Annotated in this window: 18 protein-coding genes and 1 pseudogene; 10 read left to right on the top strand and 9 right to left on the bottom strand. The window is 53.3% G+C overall.

What is annotated here, in order from left to right; all coding sequences use genetic code 11:
• The first annotated feature begins 33 nt into the window (after positions 1-33).
• From HUN04_01105 to HUN04_01095, 3 genes are all read left to right on the top strand, one after another.
• Positions 34-4965: a transporter substrate-binding domain-containing protein gene (locus tag HUN04_01105; protein ID WDP88415.1), complete on the top strand. Its 4932-nt coding sequence runs from the start codon at positions 34-36 to the stop codon at positions 4963-4965.
• Positions 4966-5110: 145 nt separating this feature from the next.
• Positions 5111-6190, top strand: a complete 1080-nt coding sequence (locus HUN04_01100) for an FAD-dependent oxidoreductase (protein WDP88414.1) — start codon at positions 5111-5113, stop codon at positions 6188-6190.
• Between the two features lie 52 nt (positions 6191-6242).
• Positions 6243-7670: a coniferyl aldehyde dehydrogenase gene (locus HUN04_01095; protein WDP88413.1), complete on the top strand. Its 1428-nt coding sequence runs from the start codon at positions 6243-6245 to the stop codon at positions 7668-7670.
• Between the two features lie 79 nt (positions 7671-7749).
• Here the strand turns inward: HUN04_01095 and HUN04_01090 are convergent, their stop codons facing one another.
• Positions 7750-9342 (bottom strand): ABC transporter substrate-binding protein, encoded by a 1593-nt coding sequence (locus tag HUN04_01090; protein ID WDP88412.1) that lies wholly within the window; start codon positions 9340-9342, stop codon positions 7750-7752.
• Between the two features lie 192 nt (positions 9343-9534).
• Between HUN04_01090 and HUN04_01085 the strand changes: the two genes are divergently transcribed.
• Both HUN04_01085 and HUN04_01080 read left to right on the top strand, forming a co-directional pair.
• Complete coding sequence (locus HUN04_01085; GenBank protein WDP88411.1) at positions 9535-10392, top strand: class I SAM-dependent methyltransferase; 858 nt, start codon at positions 9535-9537, stop codon at positions 10390-10392.
• Between the two features lie 213 nt (positions 10393-10605).
• Complete coding sequence (locus HUN04_01080) at positions 10606-11262, top strand: L-fuculose-phosphate aldolase (protein WDP93116.1); 657 nt, start codon at positions 10606-10608, stop codon at positions 11260-11262.
• Positions 11263-11377: 115 nt separating this feature from the next.
• Here the strand turns inward: HUN04_01080 and HUN04_01075 are convergent, their stop codons facing one another.
• Positions 11378-12922 (bottom strand): BCCT family transporter, encoded by a 1545-nt coding sequence (locus HUN04_01075; GenBank protein ID WDP93115.1) that lies wholly within the window; start codon positions 12920-12922, stop codon positions 11378-11380.
• A gap of 53 nt (positions 12923-12975) precedes the next feature.
• The gene (locus HUN04_01070; protein WDP88410.1) at positions 12976-14397 is read right to left on the bottom strand and encodes a trimethylamine methyltransferase family protein; all 1422 of its coding nucleotides are present in this window, start codon (positions 14395-14397) and stop codon (positions 12976-12978) included.
• Between the two features lie 518 nt (positions 14398-14915).
• Between HUN04_01070 and HUN04_01065 the strand changes: the two genes are divergently transcribed.
• Positions 14916-16652, top strand: a complete 1737-nt coding sequence (locus HUN04_01065; GenBank protein WDP88409.1) for a transporter substrate-binding domain-containing protein — start codon at positions 14916-14918, stop codon at positions 16650-16652.
• Positions 16653-16823: 171 nt separating this feature from the next.
• On the opposite strand, the gene HUN04_01060 is transcribed toward HUN04_01065, so the two are convergent.
• Together HUN04_01060 and HUN04_01055 are read right to left on the bottom strand one after the other, a co-directional pair.
• Positions 16824-17690 carry an IS3 family transposase gene (locus tag HUN04_01060; GenBank protein ID WDP88408.1) on the bottom strand — a complete coding sequence of 289 codons (867 nt, stop codon included), beginning with the start codon at positions 17688-17690 and terminating at the stop codon, positions 16824-16826.
• 32 nt (positions 17691-17722) lie between these two features.
• Positions 17723-17992, bottom strand: a complete 270-nt coding sequence (locus HUN04_01055; protein WDP88407.1) for a transposase — start codon at positions 17990-17992, stop codon at positions 17723-17725.
• A gap of 73 nt (positions 17993-18065) precedes the next feature.
• On the opposite strand from HUN04_01055, the pseudogene HUN04_01050 reads away from it, so the two are divergent.
• Together HUN04_01050 and HUN04_01045 are read left to right on the top strand one after the other, a co-directional pair.
• Positions 18066-18857 (top strand): annotated as a pseudogene (locus HUN04_01050) (GHKL domain-containing protein).
• A 93-nt stretch (positions 18858-18950) separates the two neighbouring features.
• Positions 18951-20363 carry a sigma-54-dependent Fis family transcriptional regulator gene (locus HUN04_01045; protein WDP88406.1) on the top strand — a complete coding sequence of 471 codons (1413 nt, stop codon included), beginning with the start codon at positions 18951-18953 and terminating at the stop codon, positions 20361-20363.
• A 62-nt stretch (positions 20364-20425) separates the two neighbouring features.
• On the opposite strand, the gene HUN04_01040 is transcribed toward HUN04_01045, so the two are convergent.
• The 3 genes from HUN04_01040 to HUN04_01030 form a co-directional block, all read right to left on the bottom strand.
• Positions 20426-22885: a response regulator gene (locus tag HUN04_01040; GenBank protein ID WDP88405.1), complete on the bottom strand. Its 2460-nt coding sequence runs from the start codon at positions 22883-22885 to the stop codon at positions 20426-20428.
• Positions 22872-23075 (bottom strand): hypothetical protein, encoded by a 204-nt coding sequence (locus tag HUN04_01035; GenBank protein WDP88404.1) that lies wholly within the window; start codon positions 23073-23075, stop codon positions 22872-22874. The genes HUN04_01040 and HUN04_01035 overlap by 14 nt, the downstream gene beginning before the upstream one ends.
• A gap of 327 nt (positions 23076-23402) precedes the next feature.
• Complete coding sequence (locus HUN04_01030) at positions 23403-23708, bottom strand: hypothetical protein (GenBank protein ID WDP88403.1); 306 nt, start codon at positions 23706-23708, stop codon at positions 23403-23405.
• 393 nt (positions 23709-24101) lie between these two features.
• Between HUN04_01030 and HUN04_01025 the strand changes: the two genes are divergently transcribed.
• Positions 24102-24275, top strand: a complete 174-nt coding sequence (locus tag HUN04_01025; GenBank protein ID WDP88402.1) for a hypothetical protein — start codon at positions 24102-24104, stop codon at positions 24273-24275.
• A gap of 215 nt (positions 24276-24490) precedes the next feature.
• Positions 24491-25414, top strand: coding sequence for a ribosome small subunit-dependent GTPase A (gene rsgA, locus HUN04_01020; GenBank protein WDP88401.1), 924 nt, complete (start codon positions 24491-24493; stop codon positions 25412-25414).
• Between the two features lie 17 nt (positions 25415-25431).
• On the opposite strand, the gene HUN04_01015 is transcribed toward rsgA, so the two are convergent.
• Positions 25432-25962 (bottom strand): YaeQ family protein, encoded by a 531-nt coding sequence (locus HUN04_01015; protein WDP88400.1) that lies wholly within the window; start codon positions 25960-25962, stop codon positions 25432-25434.
• Positions 25963-26142 lie beyond the last annotated feature (180 nt).

The raw sequence follows: 26142 nt of genomic DNA, 5'->3' as shown, positions 1-26142 counted from the left end.
ATGCCAGAATTCAGGCGGCATAGGCATTGGGGAATGATGATACTTGCGGCCCTGCCTGTTTTTTTCGCCCTGATTCCATTTATGGTTCCCCCGGCCCTGGCCGGGCAGCCCCAGGTGGTGACCCTCCAGCTCTCCGCCCCACATCAGTTCCAATTTGCCGGGTATTATACGGCAAAGGAAAAGGGCTTTTACCGGAAGGCCGGGCTGGATGTTCTGATTCTGGAAGGAGGACCCGGAGCGGATGTGGCCGGAGCCGTTGCCGCCGGAGATGCGGATTTCGGCATCCTTGGTTCAGAACGTGTTTTCGACCAGTTTGCTTCCGGTCCGGTGGATCCGGCCCGGCTGAACCAATACCGGCCGGACGGAGAAAAGCCGGTGATCATGGGGTTTATTTACCGGCATTCCTCCAAAGGGCTGACGGTGGATCTCTTGTTTAGCTCCGCCCGCTTTTTAAGCCTCAATCAGGAAAAAGCCGCGGTCTTCCGCCGGGCAAGCCTGAAGGGGTGGCAGTATACCCTGACCCACACCCATGAAGTCATTGACCTGATCATGGATACCTATCAACCGGATACAAGCCGCAGCCAAATGGAAAAAGATGCGGCCCTTTTTCGTTCGGTAATCTTTCCCGGCCTGGCCGGTTTGGGTCAGTTGGAGTCCCGGGTCATCCGGAGCAATGGGCAAACCTATATGGAACTGGACCGGTCTCCCATGGGGGAAAAAGGACTGCTGGCCGGATTTATCTACCATGGGGCACCGCCTGAATCCGTCCGCGTATCCCTCACCCCAGGGGAGGCATTATGGCTTAAACGCCATCCAAGGGTCAGGGTTGCCAATGAAATGAACTGGGCACCCTATAATTTCAACAAATATGGAAAACCCAAGGGGCTGGCCATCGAGTATTTCCAGCGGATGGCCGAGATTCTGGGGATAGAACCGGTATTCATAGACGGCCATACCCGGGCGGAATTGCTGGAGATGTTTAAACAAAAGCAGATCGACATCATGCCCGACTTTTACCGGAACACGGAACGGGAGCCCTTTACATTGTTTACCCCGCCCTACACCCGGGCCCGGCTCAGTGTTTTTGTCCGGAACGATGCCCAGAACGCCCTTACCCTTGAAACACTGAAGGGAAGAAAAGTGGGGATTCTGAAGGGGGACGATTACCTGCCGGCGGCCAGAAAGCGGGTTCCCGGGCTCTTGCTTGAGGAGGGTGAAGACGAACTTGGGCTGATCCGTGATCTGGCATCTGGCCGGCTGGATGCCATATTGGGCGATCCCCTCCATATATTCTACCTGGCCCAAGATAACGATATTAAAAATATTGCCCTGGCCTTTGATTTTCATACCGGCGATGACCAGGAGGTGCCGGCATCACATCATATCGGTATACGCAATGACTGGCCAGTACTCCACCGGCTTGTAAAAAAAGCCATGCGTCTCATGGATGATGATGAAATCAGGGCATTGGAGAACAAATGGGGGGCAGGCATCAACAGAAAGGTTCAGCTCACCCCCAGGGAACTGGCTTACCTGAGAAAACATCCCGTGGTCAGGGTAAGCAATGAGTTGGAATGGCCGCCCTTTGATTTTGCCATCGGCGGCCAGGCCCAGGGGTTCAGCATTGATTTGCTCCGACTCATGGCAAAGCGGATCGGTGTCTCTTTAGAGTTTGTAAACGGCTATACCTGGGCCCAATTGCTGGAGATGTTCCAACGCCGGGATATCGATGTGATCCATTCCCTTTGGAAAACGCCGGAACGGGCTGAAATAGGCCTGTTTACCGCCCCTTATTTTAACAGCCGGAATCATTTTGTCATCCACCGGGACTCGCCCGGGGTGAAAGATGTGCAGGATTTATACGGCAAAACCGTTGCCCTGCCGGCGGGATGGGTTACGAAATCATTCCTGGAGGTGCATCATCCTGCCGTCCATATTCTTGCCGTTGATAATATGGACCAGGCATTTGAGGCGGTAAACAAAGGGGAGGCCCATGCCACCATTGAAATCGGTGCCGTGGCCCGTTATCACATCAAAAAGAATCTGCTCACAGACCTGCGTATCTCCGAGCGGTTTACCGAGTTTGACCGCCACTCCCCAAAATCCCTGCATATCCTGGTGAGACGGGACCGGCCGGTGCTTTATCAATTATTTGAAAAGGCCATGGCCGCTGTCACCCAGGAGGAGATGGCCGAACTCAGGACAAAGTGGCTGGGCCGTGAAGAAGGTGACATGAAGCTGGACCTTCTTCCCGGTGAATATGCCTATCTGGACAGCCGGGGACCGATACGGATTGCCGTTGATCCCGACTGGATGCCCTTTGAATGCATCAATGCCAAGGGGGAGCATGAAGGGATGGGGGCGGATTTTGTCAGCCTGATATCCAACCGGATTGACAAACCCTTTATCCTTGAACCCACAAGAACCTGGCTGCAGAGCATGACATACGGCAGGGAACGAAAATGTGATGTCTGGCCCCTGGCCATGGCCACGCCGGAACGCAGCAGGTATATGAGCTTTACCGTCCCGTTGATGACATTCCCCATCGTTGTTGCGACCCGGGCCCAGGAACCCTTTGTGGAGAGCCTGGACAGAATTTTGGATAAACCCCTGGGGGTGGTTAAGGGATATGCGCTGGGGGAACTGCTCCGCTCAAGATATCCCGGTATCGGTCTTGTGGAGGCCAATACCGTGGGCCATGGCCTGGCCATGGTCCGTCAGGGATCCCTCTTCGGTTTTCTGGACAGTGTCCCCGCACTGGCCCACCAGATCCGGAAAATGGGGGGGTATGATCTTAAAATCAACGGCAAATTCGACATTGAATGGTCCCTTTCCATGGGGGTGAGAAAGGACGATCCCCAACTGCTGGGCATCCTGGACAAAGCCGTGAGATCCGTGACCACGGAAGAACGCCAGGGCATATACAATAAATGGATTGCAGTAAAATATGAGCAGAATTTTGATTATTCCTTTATCTGGAAAATCTTCATGGGCGGGATATTGGTTTTCGGTGCTGTATTTTTCTGGAACCGGCATCTGGTGGCCATGAACCGGAAAATCCAGATTGCTGACCGGTTTAAAAGCGAGTTTCTGGCCAATATGAGCCATGAAATCCGGACGCCCATGAATGCCATCATGGGGCTGACGGACCTTGTCCTGCTCACAGAACTTACCGGCCGGCAGCGTGGATTCCTGGAGAAAATCAGGGTGGCCTCTGCATCACTGCTGAGGCTGCTCAACGATATCCTGGATTTTTCAAAAATAGAGGCGGGAAAGCTCTCTCTGGAATCCATCGATTTCAAACTCGGGGAGGTTTTGGGGGATGTGGAGGGGCTGATCGGGCCCAGAGCCAGGGAAAAGGGACTTTCCTTTGATCTTGAAATCGAGAACGGGGTGCCGGAAGACCTGTCCGGTGACCCCCTGCGCCTGGGCCAGGTCATATTGAACCTGGCCGATAATGCCGTCAAATTCACGGAAACCGGTTGGGTCCGGATCACTGCGGGGGTGGAGACAGGGGCCAGAGGCCTGCCAAAAGGGCGGACCCGGCTCAGGTTTGCCGTGACCGATACCGGCATCGGCATGACAAGTGCCCAGGCGGATAACCTCTTCACTTCATTTGTCCAGGCCGACGGCACCACCACCAGAAAATACGGGGGGACCGGCCTGGGCCTTTCCATCTGCAGGCGCCTGGTTGAACTGATGAACGGAAACATAGAGCTGAAAACCGAGTGCGGCCGGGGAAGCTGTTTCAGCTTTTCCTGTGAATTCGGGGTGGTGCAGCGTCAAACGGATACGGCCGGAACGGACCCCAGCCACGGGGCCGTGATGCCTGAAAAGATGCCCTTTGACACCGCCCGTCTCAAGAAAATCAGGGGAGCCAGAATCCTTCTGGTGGAAGATAATCCCATCAACCAGGAGGTGGCGGCTGAATTATTGAAAAGCCAGTCCTTTGCGGTTGAGATCGCGGATACCGGTGAACAGGCTGTGGAGATACTGACGGCCTGCAGCCGCCGGGGCAGGGAGCAGGGCGCTTCAAACGGGTTTGCCGCTGTCCTCATGGATATTCAGATGCCGGTGATGGACGGGTATACGGCCACCCGGAAAATACGGGAACTGCCCGGACGGTCAGGGCAGATTCCGATCATCACCATGACGGCCCATGCCATGGCCGGGGAAAAGGAAAAATGCCTTGGCGCAGGGATGAACGATTATTTGAGCAAACCCATCAATCCGGACCGGCTTTTTTCCGCACTGGTCAAATGGATTGAACCCTTGGAAGGAGATGAAACCAGGGACGTGCATGCCTCCGCAGAGGCGCCTGAACAGGATAGTGATCTGCCCGGCGACCTGCCTGGCATTGATATCAGCGGGGGACTTGCCCGGACCGGGGGGAACAAAATGGCATATTACAGGATTCTCACAAGATTTTGCCATGAACAGGCCGATGCCCTGGATGGGATTTTAAATGCCCTGGAAACCGGAGATGCTGAAACCGCTGCCAGGCGGGTTCATACCATAAAGGGGGTGGCGGGAAACATCGGTGCCGGGGAACTGCATACGGCGGCATCATACCTGGAGGAACAAATTAAAGCCGGAATGGATAAATTGCCGGAGGCCAGCCTTTCAGCATTTGTAAATGCCTTTAATGAAGTCATGGAACCCCTGGGGCAATTGAAGGTGAAGACAGCCGACAAGGGGGCACCGGTGCCGCTGACCGGCGAAGCGGCACAGAACCGGAAACAGGGGATGGCGCAGTTAATTGATGCGTTTATGGCAGAGGTTGAGCTTGACCTGCCCAGGTCCGTGGAATTATGGGAGGCTGTGGCCTGCCGCCTTGATTCCGATGTTGAAAAGGATCTCGACCGCAAGGTCAGGACGGCACTGGATGCCTATGACAGCCAGGAAGCCCTTGAGAACGCCCGATTGCTCAGTCAGCATCTGGGACAATCGGTTTCAAAGGGCTGAATTTTAGGGAAGGTGTTTGACCGGTTTCCCGGCTCGGGCGGCTGGTTTAAAAAATATTGATTTTTAGAATGAACAGGCGCATAACGCTTATGGAGAACAGGCGGTTTGACGGGGGGCTGATCAAACCAAGGACCAAAAGACAATTATGCGTACCGAAAAAATTGATACCATTATCATCGGGGCCGGCCTCAGCGGGATCTATGCCGCTTCGCTGCTGGCGGCAAAACAGGAAAAATTTATCGTGCTTGAAGCCCGGTCCCGGGTGGGGGGCAGAATCTTATGCCCGGCCCATAAGGGGTTTTTTGCCGACCTAGGGCCATCCTGGTACTGGCCCATGATCAATCCCAGGGTCAGCGGGCTGGTAAAGGCCATGGGACTGAAAGCGTATCCCCAGTTTGAAAGCGGCCTGTGCCGGTTCCAGGCCAAGGACGGCCATTCCGAAACCGTTGCAGGTTGTCCAATGGAGCCCGCCGGCTGGCGGCTTGAAGGGGGGATGATTTCCCTGATCCAAGGGCTGTGTGCCAATCTGCCCGCAGATACCGTCCGGCTGGACCACCCGGTCTGCGAGATTCAACGTCAGGACAGCGGTCTCCTGGTCATTGTGGGACGGCTTGACGAAACACCCCGGTGCAGGCTTGTGGCCGACAGAATTATTCTGGCGCTGCCGCCGCGCCTGGCCGCCCGTTCCATCCTGTTTACCCCCGATCTTTCCCACGGCCTCAGCCAGGCCATGTTAAGGGCCAGTACCTGGATGGCGGGGCATGCAAAATTTTTTGCCCTTTACGATAAGGCAAAATGGCGGACATCAGGCCTGTCAGGACAGGGTTTCAGCCTCTGCGGCCCCCTGGGGGAAATCCATGACGGATCCGGCATGGATAACACCCCGTACGGCCTGACCGGGTTTCTGGGCATCCCGGCATTGCGGCGCAGGGATAAGGATGCCATGGTGAACGCCATCCTCTCCCAGCTGGCCAGTGTCTACGGTGAGGAGGCCGGAGAGCCGGTTTCCGTTTATTACAAAGACTGGGCAAAGGAAGAATTCACCGCCACCGAATATGACAAGCGCTCCGCCCATAACCATCCGGAATTCCTGCCGCCTTCCGGAAAAACCAGCATCTGGGACAAGAGCCTTCACTTTGCAGGCACTGAAACCGCAGACGAATTCGGCGGCTACCTTGAAGGTGCATTGGCCAGCGCCGAAAGGGCTGTACATTCCTTTTGTTAATGCCTATACTCTCTCTTGCCAAGGAGTTGCGGGGAAGATGCCCAAGGAGCAAATGATGACCTATTCTGATGCACAAATGAATGCCAGTAATGTTCAGACCCTGTTCCAGGCCCAGAGGGCCGCTTGCCTGGATTCTCCAGAGATCCCCCGCCAAAAGCGGATGGAACTGCTCAGCACCATCGAGACCATTCTCCTGGAAAATGACAGGGAAATCTGTGAGGCCGTATCCGAGGATTTCGGCAACCGGTCCGTCCACGAAACCAAAATTCTGGAAATCACCCCCTCGCTCATGGGACTGAGGTATACCCGGAAGCGGCTGAAGAAATGGATGAAACCCCAGAGGCGCCACGTATCCCTGGTGTTCGCCGGCGGAAAAAACCGGGTGATTCCACAGTCCAAGGGGGTGGTGGGCATCGTCACCCCCTGGAACTATCCCCTTTTTCTGGCCCTCAGCCCCATGACCTCCGCCCTGGCTGCAGGCAATCGGGTGATGGTGAAACAGGCCACCAACAGCCAGAATCTCTGCCGTCTTCTGGACCGGCTATTTTCAGAAAAGATTTCCCGTGAGTATGTTTCCTTTGTGCCCGGTGCCGGGGCAGGGGAATTTTCCAGCCTCCCCTTCGACCACATCATCTTCACCGGGTCTCCCAATGTGGGAAAAACCGTGATGAAAACCGCCGCTGCCAGCCTCACCCCGGTGACCCTGGAACTGGGAGGGAAATCCCCCACCATCATTGCCGATGATTTTGATCTTGGGCTCGCCGTGGAGCGGATCATGTTTGCCAAGCTGATGAATGCCGGCCAGACCTGCGTTGCTCCGGATTATCTCTTTGTGCCGAAAAATAAAATGGATGCCTTTGTTGCCAGGGCGAAAGAGGTGGTCCGGCACCGCTATCCCGCCATGGCGGTGAAGGATTATACCTGTATTATTGATGACAGGGCCTTTGGACGGCTGTCCGAAACACTGGCAGATGCCCGGGATAAAGGCGCGGCAATCATCAATCTTCTGGACGGTCCCATGGCGGATGTGGAAACCCGTAAGATTTCACCCTGCCTGGTCACCGGGATGACCGATGAAATGCGGATTATGCAGGAAGAGATTTTCGGTCCTGTCCTTCCCGTTTTCTGCTATGACACCATTGAAGAAGTCATGGGGTATATCAATGACCGGGAGCGCCCCCTGGGGCTCTATTTGTTCACCAATGACCGTCACCTGGCGGACCGGGTCATCGCCGCCACCCGTTCCGGAGGGGTGACCATAAATGACTGCGCCCTCCATGTGGCCCAGCACGATATCCCCTTCGGCGGCATCGGCAATTCCGGCATGGGCCATTACCACGGGTATGAAGGGTTTGTGGAGTTTTCGAAACTCCGTCCGGTTTTCAGGCAGTCCCGGGTGACCCTGGCCCTGACCCCGCCCTACGGCAAGACCATCAACCGGATTTACCAGGCCGTTAAAAAAATGAAGTGGCTGTCCTGATGCTGATGTCTCAGGGGCACCCGCCCCGCCCTTGGCAAGATCATAAGGTGCCCCTGAGATATTTTAGGTGACAAAGGTATCAGGAGGCGAACCACCACCGTTCAGCGTTTTTATGGCCGTCCATTTCCATATGTGCGGAAACAGGGCCGTGGGCCAGTTGTTTAGAGTGGCCTTCAACAATCTGATTAAACATGGGAATGAGTGTACCGCCGTCATTTTTGCAAAGCGCCTGCATGTCCGTGTACAATTGTCTGCGCTTGCTGTCATCCAGTTCCGCCCGGGCCTCCTTGAGCATCTTGTTGAATTTCTCATTGCTCCAGTGGGTGTCATTCCAGGGGGCGCCCGTTGCATATGCAACCGAGAACATCATATCCTCCACCGGCCGGCCTGACCAATAGCACATGCACCATTCTTTTTTGGTCCAGACATTGCTCCAGTATCCGTCATCAGGCTCACGTACCACGTTGACCTTGATACCGGCTTTCTTGGCGGTTTGCTGGTAGAGCATCGCCGCATCAATGGCACCGCCAAAGGCGGCGTCCGAAGCGTGAAGGTTAAATGTATGATCCGACATGCCGGCCTTTTTCATCAGGAACCTGGCCTTGTCCGGATCATAGGTCCGCTGCTCAAGCCCGGATGCATGATACCGGTTGACCGGTGAGATGGGATGGTCATTGCCCACTTCGCCATATCCCTTGAGGATGGTTTTGACCATTGCCTTTCTGTTAACGGCCAGTTTTAAGGCCGTTCTTACCCTGTTGTCGCTGTACGGCTTCTGATCCACCAGCATGGGCATGGAATAATGCATGGTGCCTGTGAGGGCGGTGACATTGATTCCCGGCATCCGCTTGAGCAGGTGAACGGTTTTCAAATCAACACGGTCCATGGCATCAATCCGCTTGGTTTTCAATGCATTGATCCTGGCATTGACATCTGAAATGGCCAGCGTGTCCACCGAATCAAAATGGGCATGCCCCTCTTTCCAGTAGTTGGGATTGCGTTTGACCTGACCCCTTACCCCCGGTTCCCAGTTCTCAAGGATGTAGCCGCCTGTTCCGATTCCTTTTTCCCAGTCTTTTCCCTGGGTCCCGGCAGGATAGATTTTCAAATGGTAATCCCCCAGGATGAAGGGAAAATCCGCACTGCCTTCTGTCAGCTCAAAGACAACCCCATGGCTGCCGTCCGGTTTTATGTCCCTGACGGTTTTTAAATAGGGCTTTGCCGCGGATTTGGATGTTTCACCCCGGTGGTGGTTGATGGAGAAAATCACATCCTCGGCTGTCATGGTTTTCCCGTTGTGGAACTCCACCCCTTTTCTCAGTTTGAATGTCCACTTTTTGGCGTCGGGAGAGGCATCCCAGGATTCGGCCAGTTCAGGAACCGCCTTAAAATTATGATCGATTTCCACCAGGCAGTTGCTCACCTGGTTGCTGATATTAATGGCGTGGTTGGCCAGGAGTAATGCCGGATCCAGGGAATCCGAGGTGCCGGCACCGGTCAGCGCCTGGCGAAAGTGACCGCCTTTTTGAGGGGTCGCGCCGAAAAGCCTGCCCGGGAACATGGCCGGGGTTATTGCGGCTGCAAGTCCGGCAGCAGAGGCCTGGCGGATGAATTGGCGCCGGGTGATTTTGTTTTGTTCAACCATTTTGATTAACTGAGACAGATCGGCCATCTTTGCACTCCTTATGATAGATTGTGGGTCACAATGAGATTCCGCTTACGCCACGAAACATATAGAACACGAACTATTTTGTCAAATGCCTACCGGCTTGCATTTTAATAACTGCTGATATATAAGCCTTGTTGAGCTTTTGAACACCATTGAACTCTATGATTTGAAATTGCCTTATTCAGGAGGTCGAAGATGAACATCAAAACGGAGAAATCAAATGCATCCTCCTATTGCGACTACAATGATGCATTTACCGGATATGACCACAACAGACAACCCAACGGCCTAAAGGAAATCCTAGCTCTGTTGGGGAAAAATACCATCCCGGTTCAGGAACAGACCATTTTGGAGGGCGGATTCGGAACCGGTGCCTATATTGACCATATCCGGCATTCTGTAAAAAGGATCTTCGGCGTGGAAGGATCCGAGCAGGGATATGAGCAGACCGTCAAAAAAACCAAAGGCGCGGACAATGTCCGCCTCCAGATCGGCAACATTCTGGATCTCTCCTTTGAGCCGGACCTTTTCGATGGCTACATGGTCAACCAGGTCCTTCACCACCTTGATACGGAACCGGCGTTTCCCAATCTTGACACATTTATTAAAGAGGGATACAGGGTATTAAAACCCGGCGGCATCCTCACCATCAACACCTCTTCACAGGAACAGCTCGATCCCCTGTCCGGGGTGTACTGGAATTATAAATATATTGAACAGGCCGCCCGTGCCATGCGGGAACGGTATGTTCCAGTTGACGATCTCATATCACGGCTCACCACCTGCGGATTTACAGATATCCAGACCCTTATTCCTTCGGGAAAACTTTTCCAGGGCGCCTATTATGACAATCCGGATCTTGCACTGACAAAGGAATTCCAAAAAGCCGATTCCGTCTATTGTTTTCTCAGTGAAGAGGAGATCAACGCCGCCAATACCCGGCTTGCCGCTGACATAGCAGACGGTACTGTCTACCGGCATATGGCCGAGAGGGCCGAGAAAGCGGCAACAACCGGAGAGGCAATCATCGTGTCCGCACGGAAACCAGGATAGTATGCCCCAAGGATAGTATGCCCCATGGGTTGCTGGGTGCGGGACCATGTTTAAACGGGGTCTTTTGATGATTCAGGAACCCGCCCGGTTCGGCATCGATGGGAAAAGTAAACACAGGTCCTGAAGCTTCCCTTGGTGTCTTTGTTTACCCCTTTTGCTATTTTGTGTATATTCCCTGTGAATATAAACTATGATTATTCCATGGAGGCGTTTATGGAGATGGAGGCGCAAAGAAAAGCGATTGTAGGGTTTGGGCGGAAAATGGTTGCGTCTGGCCTGACCACGGGGACCGGAGGTAATCTGAGTATCATTGACAGGGATTCGGGCCGCGTGGCCGTCAGTCCCAGCGGCATTGAATATGCCGCCCTCAAGCCGGAGGATGTGGTGCTCACCGATCTTGAAGGCAGCATAGTGGACGGCCAATGCACCCCCACCAGCGAACTGGGATTTCACCTGGCCGTATACCGCAGCCGGCCCGATGCCGGGGCTGTGGTCCACACCCATTCACCCTATGCCACCACCATGGCCTGTCTGGGCTGGGAAATCCCTGCGGTGCATTACCTTGTGGGCTTTGCCGGGAAAAAGGTTCCCATCGCCCCCTATGCCACATTCGGAACCCCTGAACTGGCCGAAAATGTGACACAGACCATCGGAGAATACAATGCCCTGCTCCTTGCCAACCACGGCCTGCTGGCGTTGGGGGCGAACATTGACGCCGCCTTTGCCGCTGCAGAGGAGATCGAATTTGTGGCCCAAATCTATTACCAGACCAAAAGCGTCGGCAGCCCGGTGATTTTGCCTGAAAAGGAGATGGACACCGTGATTGAAAAGTTCAAGACCTACGGGCAGAAGAAAATGGGGTCAGAATAAGCACAAGACACCCGGGAAGAACCATGGCGGGGGCTCCGGACCTTGTCAGAAAAAAATACGGAATGCCGGATTTTTACCCCGGCATTCCGTAACGCTGCGGATCAAAAGGCGCAGACTAATTCTTTTTCAAGTCCTTACCAAATCCTTTGACAATTGAGAACATCATGGCGATCATGACCACCGTGAAGGGGAGGGCACAGACGATGGAGGCGGTCTGAAGGGCTTTCAGCCCGTCGGTCTGGAGCAGGATAATGGCCAGGGTGCCCAGGACGAATCCCCAAACGATTTTCATACCGGCTTTGGGTTCCAGTTCGCCCTTGGACATGAGCATGGCAACCAGAAAGGATGCAGAGTCGGCGGAGGTGATCAAAAAGATGATCAGGCTGACGAAAATCATGATGGAGGCGAAAAATCCCATGGGGTATGCAGAGAGCAGGGTGAAAATTCCCGAACCCATGTCGGCCTGGACGGCCTTCCACAGTTCAACCGTACCTGAGCGTTCTGCAAGTATGGCCGCCCCACCGAAGATGTCAAAGCAGACAAACATGACCACTGAGGGAATGAGTACCACCCACAGGATGAATTCACGGACGGTCCTGCCCTTGGAGATCCGGGCGATGAAGCCGCCGACAAAAGGGACCCAGGCAATCCAGAAGGCCCAGTAAAAGACCGTCCACCATCCCAGCCATTTGCCGTCAAAGGCCTGGTTCATGGAATCGGTCCAGAAGGTCATGGTGATGAAGTTGGACAGATAATGGCCCAAAGAATCCGGGAAGAGGTCCAGCAATTGAAGCGTGGGGCCGGCAAAGAAAATAAAGGCGATGACGGCAAAGGCCAGCCAGAGATTGATCAGACTCATGTATTTCAGGCCGCGTTTCAGTCCGGACACGGAAGAGGCAATATAGGCGGCCATGAAAAGAATGAGTACGAACACAGTGATTCCCGGCGTCATTTCAATGCCTGTGATATGGGTCAGGCCGAATTTAATGGAGAGGATGCCCAGGCCCAGGGCGGTGCTGATGCCGGCGATGGTGGCAAATGCAGTGACCAGGTTGGTCAGCTTGCTCCAGATGCTGGTTTCGGTTTTTTCTCCCAGCAGGCCGTACAGGGAGGTGGCAATGGTCATGGGCTGGTCATGCCTGAAGGAAAAGTAAGCGATGCCCAGGCCCCCCACGGCATACAGGGACCAGGGGTGGAATCCCCAGTGCAGGTAGGAGATCTGAAGGGCCACGGGCACGGCTCCGGCTGTACCCGGTTCAGCGCCGTAGGGGGTCTGCATATAATGGTACAGCGGTTCCGCAATGCCCCAGAATATAAAACCAAGGCCGATGCCGGCTGAAAAGAGCATGGCCAGCCAGGCCATGGTGGAAAATTCGGGCTGGTCCTCATCCTTGCCCAGCTTCATATGGGCAAAGGGGCCTACTGCCGCCCAAAGGGAAAAGATGAGGCAGGCCGCGGTAAAAAGCATATAATACCAGGTGAAGTTGGTGGTAATGAATGATTGTGCTGATTTGAGGGCGGTGGCCAGTTTTTCAGGGGTTGCGACCCCCAGCCCGACGATGAGGCCGAAGATTACAAGGGTGATCCAGAAAAGCTGGTGGTCTGTCTTACCCAGAAATTTTTCCATTACCCCTGTCCTGCTGCTGGTTTGGGGGGACATTACGCTCGGTTGAGTGCTGGTTTGTGTTGCCATTTCTCTGCCTTCCCTTTCTGTTAATTATTTGTTTTTTTATCCACATAGGCATTGAGATCTTTTTCAACCCCCGGATCAATCTCGGGTTTCTCATAAGATTCAATCCTCTTTTTTACGTACTCTGCGGCCCGGGCGACCATATCGCCGTTGTTTTTGGCCACCCAGTCATCGTAGGTGCTTCTGCAGGTCAGCCGGGCCGGGAAAAAGGCCGTCCTGCATTTCATTGCGGTTTCAGGCTGCATCATATAGGAGCCAGAGGGGCCCACCCGTTTGATCAGGTCCGTGTTAATGCTTTCCTCGGAGATATCCAGGGGGGCTACTGCGCGTTTGATCATGCCGCAGACCTCTTCGTCGATGACAAATTTTTCAAGGCTGACAGCGGCGTAGGCCCCCAGGATGCCGCAGGCCTGGTGGATGAAGTGGGCGCCGGCGATCACCGGGGCGGCCATGAGCAGGGCGGACTCGAACCCGGCCTGGGCGTTGATGGCGTATGAGTCGGTCAGGTTGCCTCCGTAGCGGCAGGGCAGACCGTAGTGTTCGGCCATCTGGGCGGCGATGGCAGTAAGCTGCAGGGATTCGGGGCCGCCCAGGCTGACGCCGCCGGTGCGCATGTCAGAGGCGCAGGATGTACCGCCGCAGACACAGGGGACGCCGGGGGTAATCAGCTGGGCCAGGGTGATACCGGCCAGGCATTCGGCCATTTCCTGGGCCGCAGTGCCGGCAATGTCGATGGGGCCGGTAATGCCGGCCAGTACCATGGAGGAAATGAGCAGGGCCTGGCCGTTGCGGGCAAACTCAATTAGCCCTTCCAGGGTATCATCGGCATAGGAGAGGGGGGAGAGGGGGTTCACCGATACGATGGAAACAGGATGCTCCAGGTCGGCGGCCTTTTTACCCCAGACGATGTGCGCCATTTCAGCGATCTCCCGGCCGTTTTCCTTGGCACAGGGATTTGAGATCAAAGGCATGTCCGTCATGGTGATGGCGGCATGAAGCATGCGGGTGGCGGCCTCTTTGGGAGGAAATTCAGCAGGAACAGCCATTGAGCCGGCGGCAAAATCCACATATTCTGAAGTCTGGACCAGCCGGCACATATTTTCCTGATCCCCAAGGGATGCATTGCGGCGGGTGCCGTCTGCATCTATGACAAAGGGGGCGGCCCAGGCCGGGCCGAATGCAAAGTGGTCCCCGCCGAGGCGCACTGATTTTTCAGGGTTGCGGGCCATGATGGTGAACTCGCGGGGCACGGTTTCAAGGGCCTTGAGTACCTGGGACTCTTCAAAGTAAACCTTGTCCCCATCGGTGTTGAAGCCGTGTGCTTTGAAAATTTCTATGGCCTCAGGCAATTTAAAGGCCACCCCGGTCTGGTTGAGGATGCGCATGGCCGCATTGTGGATAATATGGATCTGTTCTCTGGTAAGGGGCTGTAATCTATTTCCCATGTTCATCTTTCCTTTGCAGATGCCTGGGATGTCCCGTCAGGCTATGGGATTCAAAAAACGGAACATCCCGAACACCGGTTTCATCATCTTTGCCAAAAGTGTTAGTCATCTTCCGACCCGGGCTCAAATCCCTGGACGGTACTCTCCCGCCATGTGAGCAATAGCCGTGCCAGATGACGGCTTGGTTTGAAATAACGGTGTGAATCCGGAAGGTTAGACTGTTTAGGCCTGTTTCCTTGATGAGGCGGGTATGCGAAGGTAATTGAGAAAAATGTTAAAATGATAAATTCAAATTTAATAAAATTATCAATAATTTTAAATTAATGAAAACCATTCCCGGAGGCTTTGGTTGTTATTTTTCTTTATACAGCGGCAGTTGCATTAATTTTTATGGGGCAGCAGTTTTGTGGTATGAATATTGGAATTGGTTTATGATAAGTTTTGCTGGATCCGTTTCACGGGAGTGCCCGGAATCCTGGATCTGTTGAATTCCGGAACCGAGTTTAGGAACGTTCAATATGAAATCCCTTGTATGTATACTGAGTACCTCTTTTTTAATCACCTGGGCGGTGTTTTTTGTCTATCCCAGTGTCCATGGGGCCGGGGCGTTGCAGCTGACCGCGGAGGAACAGGAATGGCTGGATGACCATGACGGTAAGATCCGGCTGGTCCATACCCCGGACTGGCCCCCCATGGATTTTCTGGATAAAGAGGGGCGGCCCGCGGGCATGGCCGCCGATTATATCCACCTTATGGAAGAGAAGCTTCAGTTCAGGTTCAAAAAGGTACCGGTGGCTTCCTGGGATGAAATGCTGGAACTGGCAAGGTCAAAAGAGATCGATGTGATTTCAGCCGGCCAGGAAACACCGGAACGCAGGGCCTATATGAGCTGGTCCACCCCTTTTTTGAATCTTAAGACCACGATAATCGTCCAAAAGGGCAGGTTTGGTGATTTGAGCCTGGACCGGATGCAGGGAATGAAAATCGGGGTGGTCAGCCAGTATGCCGTGGGTGAATTTATCCGGGGGCAGTACCCCGACCTTGATCTGGTGGATGTGGCCAGCTCAAAGGAGGGCATCGAAAAGGTCTCATTTGGTGAACTGGATGCCATGATCACCGAGGTGCCCAATGCCCTGTATATCATTGAAACCGAGAAAATCACCAACCTGAGCCTGGCGGGCGACACGGGGTTTGAGCTTCACCACGGGCTGGGAATACGCCGGGACTGGCCCATTTTCAGCCAAATTATTGAAAAGGCCCTGCTCTCCATTTCAGAAGAGGAGCACCAGGCGATCTACGGCCGGTGGGTACGCCTGGACCGCCCCGGCTTTTACCTGTCCCGCACCTTCTGGTACTGGGTTTTGGGCATGGCTGCCTCGGTTTTGCTTATGACAGGCACCGTTCTCGTCTGGAACCGGGCGCTGAAACGGGAGGTGGCCCAGCGCACCGAAGCCCTTCGTTTCAACGAAATCGGTCTGGAGGCTCTGTTGGCCTTGAACGAGGCGCCGCATAATTCCATCCGGGATATTGTGGAATTTTCCTTCCGTCAGATGCTGGACCTCACCAAAAGCCGGTTCGGATATCTGACGCTTGAGGATCAGGAAGGAATTACCTATGTGGTGGAAACCCGGGAGGGGGAAGGGGGACGCCCGGTGACGGTGGCGGTCCGTTCCACCGGGTTTGCCGGGGAAACCAAGGGATTCTGGGGGGATGCCGTAAAAAAAGGCAAACCCATTATCTCCAATGATTACCATTTGTCCAACCCGGGGCTGAAAGGGGTGCTCGAGGCCCATAAACAAATTTACAGGTATATGAATGTTCCCATATTCAGCCACAACCGCATCGTGGTGGTGGCGGGCATGGGCAACAAAAACAGTGACTACACCCCTTCGGACCTCCGCCAGCTCAATCTCCTGGCCCACGGCATGTGGCGCCTGATCCAGCGTAAAAAGGCGGAACAGGCCATACAGAAAAGCGAAAAACGTTTCCAGGATCTGATGGAAAACACCCCCAACGGCATTGCCATTGTCCAGGACAAGATGGTGGTCCACCAGAATGCCAACCAGGTCAAGCTCATGGGGGATGTCAATTTTATGGAGCCGGATTCGGATAACCGTTTCCATGAGGAAGACCTGCCCAAGGTCCGGTCCTTTTTTGCCCAGGTCCGGGACGGCAGCCTTAAGGCCTCGGAGGTGGATTTCAGGTTTTATCCGGGGACTCCGGGTGAGGACAATGATGCCGTGACCTGGGTGTGACTTGCCCCCTTCTTTAGTACAACCCGCAATGTTAGGAAGGCTCCGAATTTTCAAAATATTGTTGTTGTGTACCACTTCCTTTGCTACTTTTCAAATACCTGCCCAGGGGATAGGGCAACGCTGGGGAGCGACCCGAGCACTGCGGCAGGTGCCAATACGGATGGGCCATGTTCATAGCGTGGCCTTTTCCTTTGGCCCATCCGGATGGCCCGTAGGCGTTAAACCCCGGGGGCTTGGGGGCAGAGCCCCCATATAAGATTGTTCCCATTCCTTTCTAATGTTTTCCGGTGTCTGATATCCCAGGCTGCTATGCAATCTTTTCGTGTTGTAGTACTGGCGCCACGTCTCTATGATTGCCCTGGCATCCGGGACGGAATAGAAGACCTCCTGATTCAGACATTCGTCTCTGAACCGGCTGTTAAAGCTTTCTCCAAAAGGATTCTGCCATGGTTTGCCTGGCTCAATGTACTTGGTTTTCACCCCTTGCTCTTTGAGCCAGTCCTGGATTTTATATGCAATAAACTCAGGCCCATTATCGCTCCTGATGTATGTTGGAACCCCACGGGTTGCAAATAGAATCTGCAAAACGATTTTCACCTGTGAAGATGGTATTGAGGTATCAATGTGGATTGCCAGGCTTTCTCGTGTATATTCGTCAACCACCGTTAAAAATCTCAGCCGCTGCCCTTCAAGGCAGGAATCTTCCATGAAATCATAGGTCCATACATGATTGGGATACTTCGCTGATATTGGCAGCGTTGTCCCCTTGCCACGCCGCCTCTTGCGCCTGACCCTCGGCACGCACAGCCCTTGTTCCTGCCAGAGCCGCTCGACTTTCTTATGATTGATGATCATCCCGGATCTGACCAACTGCATATGGGCCTGGCGGTACCCATGCCTCGGATACTTACCAGAGAATGTTCTTAGCCAGATAACCAAAACAGTGTCATCCCTTGGGTTTGCTTGGTATCTGTAGCTTGACCGACTTATCTTCAAAAACAGACATGCTTTGTATTCTGAAAGGCCCCGTTCCGTCATAGTATGTACGGCTTTCCTGCGATCCGGGACCTTTACCACTTTTTTGAGACCACCGCCTTTAGAGCATCAACTTCGAGGTCCCGTTCAGCCAGGAGCCTTTTTAATCGTACGTTCTCCTTCTCCAACTCTCGCAGCCGCTTTACATCCGGAACGGACATGCCACCGTATTTCTTTTTCCAGCGGTAATAGCTTTGCTCGGAGAATCCTCCCAGCTTGCAGAATTCAGCGATAGGTCTTTCCTGTTTCTCGGCTTCAAGCAGAATTTTGACGATCTGTTCTTCAGAATAGCGTTTCTTTTTCATCTTGATCTCCTTTTTAGCTCGGAGATCCTAACATATCACATTGTACTGTTTTTGGGGGGCATGCCCGGTGGCCTGTATCGCCACCCCCATTGATTACCACGACCGCAACGCCTTTCTTCTGGTCTTCATCGATATGACCGAGGCTAAAAAATTGACCCGCCTGCTGACCATACAGGACAAGATGGCCTCCCTGGGCCATGTCTCTGCAGGCATCGCCCATGAAATAAGAAATCCCTTATCCGGAATTAATATCTATCTGGGCACCATAGAGAAGTATTTCAGGAACCCGGATAAAGTTCAAAAAATAGATTCATCCATCCAGGCCATCCGGTCGGCCTCGGGAAAAATTGAATCGGTGATCAAGCGGGTGATGAATTTTGCCAAGCCGGGGGAGCCCAGGTTTGACGTGATCAATATCAACGATCCGGTAAAAGAAGCCGTGAAGCTGACCCGGTTTACCCTGAACAAAAAAGGGATCGACATCATCAATGAACTTGCAGACGGTCTTCCGGACTGTATTGCCGAGCCTCATCTCATTGAAGAGGTGGCCCTGAATCTGATCAACAATGCTGCCGACGCCATTCTTGAGCAAGGGGACCACGGGCGGATCCGGATTTCCTCCAGACAGGAAACAGGAAAAATCATCATCCGGGTGGAGGACGACGGCCCAGGGGTGGCAAGGGATGTCCGGCAGAAAATCTTTGATCCGTTTTTTACCACTAAAAATCATAGTACCGGCATCGGCCTGAGTCTCTGCCACCGGATTATCACCGACCATAAGGGTAAACTGGACATCGGGGTATCGGATCTGGGCGGGGCCTGTTTCAGAGTGGAACTGCCCCTCACCGGGCAGACTGTGATATAGTTGCCGCAACAATAAAAATGAACCACCCCCAGGCGACCCGGGCTGATGAATAAAGACAGTTGAATAAAGATAGTTGAATTAGGACAGATGAATATGGATTACACCCTTTTTATTGTCGATGACGAAACCACCATCAGGGAAGGCATCACCGCTTATATCGAAGATGATTACACCGTATTTTCCTATGGAACCGCAGAAGAGGCCCTTGGGGCCTTTGCTGAAATAAAACCGGACCTGGTGCTTCTGGACATCGGACTGCCGGGCATGGACGGCATGGCCGCCCTTGACCGGTTCAAAGCCCTGGATGGCGATGTGGTGGTGATAATGATCACGGCATACGAGGATGTGGGCTCGGTGATCCAATGCATGAAGCAGGGCGCCTATGACTATATTGTGAAACCCCTGCAGATGGAAGGGCTGGAGGTGACCATTTCCAATGCCCTGGAAACCATTCGGCTGCGCAGGGAAATAAAGGACCTTCAGGAAGGCCGGATCAAAAAGGAGATGCCCTGCTTTATCGGTGAGAGCCGGGTCATTCACGAGATCATGTCCTATATTGAAAAGGTGGCCAAAAGCCCGGATACGCCGGTGCTGATTTTAGGAGAGACCGGTACGGGAAAGGAATTGCTGGCCTCAACCATCCATTACCGGAGTCCGAATTTTGCCGGGCCTTTTATCACCGTGAACTGTGCCGCCATTCCCAGGGATCTCATTGAAAGTGAATTGTTCGGATATGAAAAAGGGGCGTTTTCCGGGGCCGGGCCCAATGGAAAAAAAGGGTTGATTGAGCTGGCGGACAAGGGCACCCTCTTTTTGGACGAGGTGGGTGATCTCAACCCCGATGCCCAGGCTAAGCTGCTCAGGTTCATGGAAAACGGGGAGTTCTACAGGGTGGGGTCCACCCAAAAGCAGCATGTCGCCACCCGGATTGTTTCGGCCACCAACCGGGATCTGGAAGAGATGATCGAAAAGGATGAATTCCGCAGCGACCTTTTTTATAGGATTTCAGTGGTTTCCATCCAGGTGCCGGCCCTGAATCAACGGGGCGGGGATGTGGAAATCTTTGCCCAGCATTTTTTAAAATTTTTCAATGCCAAATTCAGCCGCCGCCTCACCGGGATACGGGATGATGCCATGGCCATGCTCAGGCAGTACAAATGGAAGGGCAATGTCAGGGAAATGAAAAATATGATTGAACGGGGGGTACTCACGGCTGAAGGCCCGGAGCTGACCCCATCGGATCTGGGACTGGATGCCGCCATGGCCGGCAAATCCTCCCAAAAAGCAACCCCCCTTGAACTGCCGCCGTTATCATCGGAGGGGGTGGACCTGGCCCGAATGAAGGCATATATGGATGAGTTTTATTTTACCCGGGCCATGGAACTTGCCGGCGGCAATGAAACCCGGGCTGCAAAACTGCTGAACCTTAAACACCATGCCTTCAGATACCAGTACAAGAAAATTATGGCGGAGAAAGGTTCAGGAAAAGACGCCCCCTGTCAATAATCCCGGGCGCAGGATGCAGAAAAATGGATTCCGTCCAATACGCCCTGTGGTGCGGTGCAGCACTATCCGCCCGGGGCAGGGGACCCGGCCTGGGCCCTGTCAATCATTTCATGTATTTTTGCAGTCAGGTTGCGGGTGTCCACGGGTTTTTGCAGGAAGCAGCAGTTGTCATGCATATAGGCCCTGGCTTTACCGGTCTTCTCCCGGAAACCCGAACAGAGGATGATCGGCAGGGTGGGCCTTTTCCCGAGTATGTGCCGGATAAGGTCATCACCGCTCATTTCCGGCATGGTTAAATCCGTAATTATCAGGTCATACCCATGGGGCACGGCTTCAAAGGCGGCCAGGGCCTCGGCGCCGTTCTTAAAAATGGAAACCTGGTAGCCGCAGTCTTCAAGCATGTCTCTAAATGCGTTTCGAATATTCGCCTCGTCATCCACAACCATGAGGTGCCCGCTGCCTGTTGCAGGGATGCCGGTATCCGCCGGCGGAGTCTCGGACAATTGCGCCTGAGTTCGGGTACAGGGAATAAGAATGGAGAATACAGACCCTTCTCCCCTGACCGAGTCCACGCTGATATGGCCATTGTGATCCTGGATAATCGAATAGACAATGGCCAGGCCAAGGCCGGTGCCGTCCCCCGGTTTTTTGGTGGTGAAATAGGGCTCGAAAATATGTTCCAGATCGGCCTTGGGGATACCGGTTCCGGTATCCTTGATTTCCAGGGAGGCATACCTGCCCGGGGGAAGGGACCGCAGAACGGTGGTATCCTGTTCAGTGATGGATGTTTCGGAAAGTCGTACGGACAAAGTCCCGCCGTTTTTATTCATGGCATGGGCGGCATTGGTGCACAGGTTCATTAAAACCTGGTGGAGGCGGGTGGGATCCCCGAATACACAGGCCTGGGATTCAATCTCTTCATTGACCCGGATATAGGACGGAATGGTGGACCGGATCAGTTTCAACGCTTCCGCCACCAGTTCAGACAGGTTCAATTGAATTTTTTTCTGGTCGTCCCGCCGGGTGAAGGTCAGGATACGGCCGACGAGATCGGCAGCTCTCCGCGTCCCTTTTTCCACCATCTCAATCTGTTTTTTAGCCCTGTCGGGATCCTTGTTGATCTGCATCTGCCCCAGCTGGGCATAGGCCATGATCCCTGTCAGAATATTGTTGAAATCATGGGCGATACCGCCGGCAAGGTTGCCCAGGGATTCCATCTTCCCGGACTGAAAGAGCCGTTTTTCAAGATCCATCCGGGCCTGCTCCCCGGCGATCCGCTCCTCAATCTCTTTTTTTAATTGTTCGTTCACCCCCTGAAGTTCACGGGTCCGCCTCATCACCCGCTGTTCAAGATCTGTTTTAGCGGCCTGGAGTTCAGTCACCTGGGCCTGGATGGTATCCGACATTGAATTCAGGGCATTGAAAATCCCTGACAATTCGGTGAAATCAGCCTCTGAGACAGGAATCCGGTAATTAATATCCTCTCTGATGCGCCGGGTTTCCTGCAATGTCCGCCTGAACCCTGAGATAAATGCCCACCCGAAAAAGAAAAGCAGGAATAGCATGAACAGGCTGGTGCTCAGGGAGAGCATCTGGAGCCCGTTCATCAGCTTGTACATGTCGGTATGGGCCAGGATCTTGAGCTGCTTCTCATGTTCAACATGATCAAGAAAGGTGTTTCTGTTGGCCTCAAATTGTTTCTCAAGGGCCATCAGCCGTGTTTCAATATCAAGAAATTGCTTGAAACTGCTTTCAAATGTCCGGCCGTTAATGAGCAATTCCTCTGTCAGGATGCCGTCCTGGGCATCCAGGGAGTAATCCTCAAACCGATTGACCGAATTGTAAAAGGCCTGGATTCTGGCATTGAATTCCGCGCTGATGCCGGCGGGCGAGAGGCCGGATTTAAGCTTGGAAAAAGTGTCGTAGATCATCTGCATGTCGGCGTGGATCTGGAGAACAGCTTCAATAATGTAAATCTCGGGCGCAGGCGTATCGTTTTTTCTTCCAAAGTAGCCGGGCATGATCCTGCCGTCTGGATTCAGGGGGGTGGCGGTGAGAATATTTTTCAAGTAGGCAATATGGTGGGCATGGATATACTGGATGCTGCCGGCCAGGTTGGGCAGCATGGCCTGTATCCGGGTATGGATGGCATCCCTTTGTTCACGCAGGCCGGTCATCCGGGTGAAAATGCCTTCCCGCTGGGAGACCAGATATGCGGCCATATGTACCCGGGGAGAATACATCAACTGTTTTATTTTGGCGTATTGCACCATGACCTGGTCTTCTTTTTCATCCGCCGGTGCATTGGCGCCATTTTCCAATGAAAGGGCTTTGCAAAGCGCCTGTTCAACGGCCTGGATGATTTCCAGTTCTTTTCTTGCGTCTTCCTGAAAATAATGGATGGCAAAGGTCCCGAGAACCGTGGTGATCTGGAGAATGATGGCAAAAGCGAAGATCCCTGTGCTGTTTTTTATGGTTCTTTTTTTTGCCGGGATTGCTTTCAGCGGGTTAAGGTGCATCATTCTGCCCCGTCCGGTAGGTAATGGGAAATCTTTTTTTGATCCAGTCCCGCATCCCAAACTTGAGTCCGGCGATATTGGTAATGCCGAACCTGGAAAGATGCCTGATGGCAAAACTGTCACGGTTGCCGGTTTCGGTGATGGTTACCAGCATTCCAAAGCGGGGCAGGGATTCAATGGTTTGGGCGTCCATAAGGTCGTCCAGGGTGAGATAGATCCTTGGACAGGAAGTTTTGATGCTGGGCGGCGGGGTGTCCGGATTTAAAAGGATTTCATTTCTAAGGTCCAGCAGGGTCAGGCCCTGCTGCTGTTTCCTTGATCCAGAGCACCGGGTTTCCTGGGAGGTAAGCTTGGCAAATAATTCCTCCGAGGTGATGAATCTGACGGGAATGTCTGGCAGGGGAGCGGCAGATACCAGTTCAAACCCCTGCTTTTTCCAGTCCTTGATGCCGCCGTTATATATCTTGATGTTGGTATAGCCCAGTTTCCTTACGGCAACTGCCGTTTTATATGAGAATACTCACCGATACCCCATACAATAGGTGATGATCAGTATATCAGGTTCGGGGCCGAGGCGTTCGAGGGCTAGGTCCGAGACTCTGGTCCAGGGCAGGTTGATGGAACCCGGAATACTCTGGTTCTGGAAGATAAGTTCTCCCAGGGTATGGACGAGGATGAACTCTTTTTCTCCATTTGCCCGCTGATCAAGCAGACTGACAAGTTCACGGGTGGTAACAATGGGGAACCGCTCCATGGCGCCAAGATCCATGGGGACCAGGGGGATAAGCAGGCAGAACAAAAATAATGGTGACAGGGATCTTGGCATTCCAGATTCTCCTTTCCCAATGGTTGCACTATTGGATTTTTGCCATATTCCGGTCATTTTATGTCAATATCAGGCTAAATGCAACTGCCTGGAATTTCCACCAAAAGCGTGCCGCCACAGGACAATTACCGGGGTGATTACCGGGGTGACTTGTCCCCTTGCCCGGGTCTTTTAAGGAAAGGTGAGTACAGGGAAATATAATACCTAAAATTATGAATATTTTCCCATAAATTGTTCTTTTATATATCAATATGACAGGGGGACTGCCCCACTGATTGGTGCAGAACCTATTGAAATAAAATTGGATCGGGGCATTTCTGAATTCAGGTATATATTTTGCTAATGTAATTAGCATACCTTCCTAACCCCAATTGCAAGACAAGGCAGGTGGCAATGCAGGAAAATAAAAGCAAGAATATAGGACTGGAACTGCTGATACAAAAGTACAAGCGCGAATTTGAAACCGAGGAAAATATCAATTACTACAATTATCAGGATTTTATCCGGGCCCAGCGAAAATACATCAAGTTTCTTCTTGGCGGTGCATCAGGCTCTTTAAACACCTGATTCAATGCGCTGCCCCCGGAATACCCACCTAACAACCACTAAAAAATGATCGGATACGGGCGGTCCACGGGCCGCCCTTGACTTTGTCAGGCCCCGGGAATAGAATCCCCACCAAGTTTACCCGTGCCAAAGAAAGGTATAAATGGAAATCACAGCAGCGGCTGCCTGGAGAAAGCGCCGCAGATGAGGCTGAGTGTAAAGGCAGTTTAGATCAATTGAAAAAAAAGAAAAATCAACATTCTTCCGGTGTTGCTGAAGAAAAGGGGACCATCATCGCCCATTACGGCATTGCCGTGGGGGTGCTCTTTGAATCCGGCCAGCGGCGGAAAATAAAGGTAAAACGGCGGGCAGGCCACGTGGTGGGAGACAATGTGATCTTAAGGGGACATCGCCTTGAGGGGCTTCCCAGGAAGACCGCCTTATCCCGCCGGGATTCCCGGGGCAGTGTCCGAATCATCGGCGCCAATCTCGATATTCTCGGAATCGTGGTGTCGCCGTTGCCGGCCCCCACAGCCGGATTCATCGACCAGGCCGTGATCTGTGCCCGCCAGGCCGGACTGACACCGGTTCTGGTAATCAATAAATCAGACCTCGACATTGCCGATGCATTCGTTTCGGATATAACGTCACTCTACCAGGGGATACTGGATATTTTTGTTGTCAGTGCCCACGCCGGACACGGGCTTGACAGGCTGACCGCCTTCCTGGGTAACGGCCACCGGGGATTTTTCGTAGGGGTGTCAGGTGCGGGGAAAAGCAGCCTGCTCAATACCATCTGCCCGGAGCTGGATCTGAGGATCGGAGACCTTTACGATGCCGGAAAGCGGGGATGCAATACCACCACCGTTTCCACCCTTCATAAGCTGCCCGGGGGCGGAGAACTGGTGGATACACCGGGATTCAACGAATTCGGCCTGGTGGACGTTCGCATGGAAGACCTGGCCGATGTTTTTCCGGGGTTTGAATCCCTGGATCCAGGCGCCTGCCGTTTCCGTAACTGCCGCCACCGTACCGAGCCCGGCTGCGCCCTGTCGGAAATGCTTGAACAGGGCACCATTTCCAGGGAACGGTACGAGGCCTACCTTGCCATCATGGACCAGCTTGAAGCCGGGGACGACCTGTTCAGAAAGCGGCGCTGATTAATGTGTGCCGGCGGCTACTGATGTATGGTCCATGGGATTTCACATTCATCCTTTTCCCCTGAGACATAGATCCTGCCGTCGGAAACGGTGACGCTGATTTCCATTGTCCGCTCTGCCATCGCCGCCATGGACTGGACGCCTTTCCACTGGAACTGGATAACGGATACCGGCAGCAGGGACAGCTTGGCCTGTTCCCGTTTATACCATTCCTCGGATTTGAAATTAAAGGGGTAGACCCTCACCTTTTCGGCCTGCCGGGAAGCCTTTTTGATCCGTTCGGCAGCGGGTTCTCCAATGTCAATCCACAGGGCGACCCGGCCGTCCAGGGACCGTTGCCAAATATCAGGTTCTTCGGTTGTGGACAGCCCTTTTGTAAAGGCCAGGCCCTCACAATCATTCATGCAGAAGGCCAGTACCCTGGCCATCATCCGTTCTGTATTTTCCGAAGGATGGCGGGCAACGGTAAGGCTGAGGTCATTGTAATGGCCCCGGTCGATATCGGCCAGGGTGACTTTGAATTTGTAAATGGTGGGTTTTAACGCCACGCATACCTCCCTGTTTCATGCAGCACCGATCATCCGGCCTGCCCGGCACCAATAAAATAAAAATGATAAGATGTCAATCAGCCCCTTTTGTCGCCGTCGTGAAACCCGGTTGAATTTCCAGGGCAGCGATATTTATATTTTTGATTTAACAAGGATTTATGCTAACCTGGTATTTCAAGC

It is taken from the genome of Desulfobacter sp., from assembly GCA_028768525.1.
Taxonomy (GTDB): Bacteria; Desulfobacterota; Desulfobacteria; order Desulfobacterales; family Desulfobacteraceae; genus Desulfobacter.
The sequence above is the reverse complement of the archived record's forward strand: the minus strand, read 5'-3'. Positions and strand labels throughout refer to the sequence as shown.

What these genes read in the sequence shown, in the direction of transcription:
- HUN04_01070 (WDP88410.1), bottom strand. Translation starts at nt 14,397, where the DNA reads ATGGGAAATAGATTACAGCCCCTTACCAGAGAACAGATCCATATTATC.
- HUN04_01085 (WDP88411.1), top strand. Translation starts at nt 9,535, where the DNA reads ATGAACATCAAAACGGAGAAATCAAATGCATCCTCCTATTGCGACTAC.
- HUN04_01035 (WDP88404.1), bottom strand. Translation starts at nt 23,075, where the DNA reads ATGGACGCCCAAACCATTGAATCCCTGCCCCGCTTTGGAATGCTGGTA.
- HUN04_01080 (WDP93116.1), top strand. Translation starts at nt 10,606, where the DNA reads ATGGAGATGGAGGCGCAAAGAAAAGCGATTGTAGGGTTTGGGCGGAAA.
- HUN04_01025 (WDP88402.1), top strand. Translation starts at nt 24,102, where the DNA reads ATGCAGGAAAATAAAAGCAAGAATATAGGACTGGAACTGCTGATACAA.
- HUN04_01060 (WDP88408.1), bottom strand. Translation starts at nt 17,690, where the DNA reads ATGACGGAACGGGGCCTTTCAGAATACAAAGCATGTCTGTTTTTGAAG.
- HUN04_01045 (WDP88406.1), top strand. Translation starts at nt 18,951, where the DNA reads ATGGATTACACCCTTTTTATTGTCGATGACGAAACCACCATCAGGGAA.
- HUN04_01090 (WDP88412.1), bottom strand. Translation starts at nt 9,342, where the DNA reads ATGGCCGATCTGTCTCAGTTAATCAAAATGGTTGAACAAAACAAAATC.
- HUN04_01075 (WDP93115.1), bottom strand. Translation starts at nt 12,922, where the DNA reads ATGTCCCCCCAAACCAGCAGCAGGACAGGGGTAATGGAAAAATTTCTG.
- HUN04_01040 (WDP88405.1), bottom strand. Translation starts at nt 22,885, where the DNA reads ATGATGCACCTTAACCCGCTGAAAGCAATCCCGGCAAAAAAAAGAACC.
- HUN04_01105 (WDP88415.1), top strand. Translation starts at nt 34, where the DNA reads ATGATGATACTTGCGGCCCTGCCTGTTTTTTTCGCCCTGATTCCATTT.
- HUN04_01100 (WDP88414.1), top strand. Translation starts at nt 5,111, where the DNA reads ATGCGTACCGAAAAAATTGATACCATTATCATCGGGGCCGGCCTCAGC.
- HUN04_01095 (WDP88413.1), top strand. Translation starts at nt 6,243, where the DNA reads ATGATGACCTATTCTGATGCACAAATGAATGCCAGTAATGTTCAGACC.
- HUN04_01055 (WDP88407.1), bottom strand. Translation starts at nt 17,992, where the DNA reads ATGAAAAAGAAACGCTATTCTGAAGAACAGATCGTCAAAATTCTGCTT.
- HUN04_01065 (WDP88409.1), top strand. Translation starts at nt 14,916, where the DNA reads ATGAAATCCCTTGTATGTATACTGAGTACCTCTTTTTTAATCACCTGG.
- HUN04_01030 (WDP88403.1), bottom strand. Translation starts at nt 23,708, where the DNA reads ATGCCAAGATCCCTGTCACCATTATTTTTGTTCTGCCTGCTTATCCCC.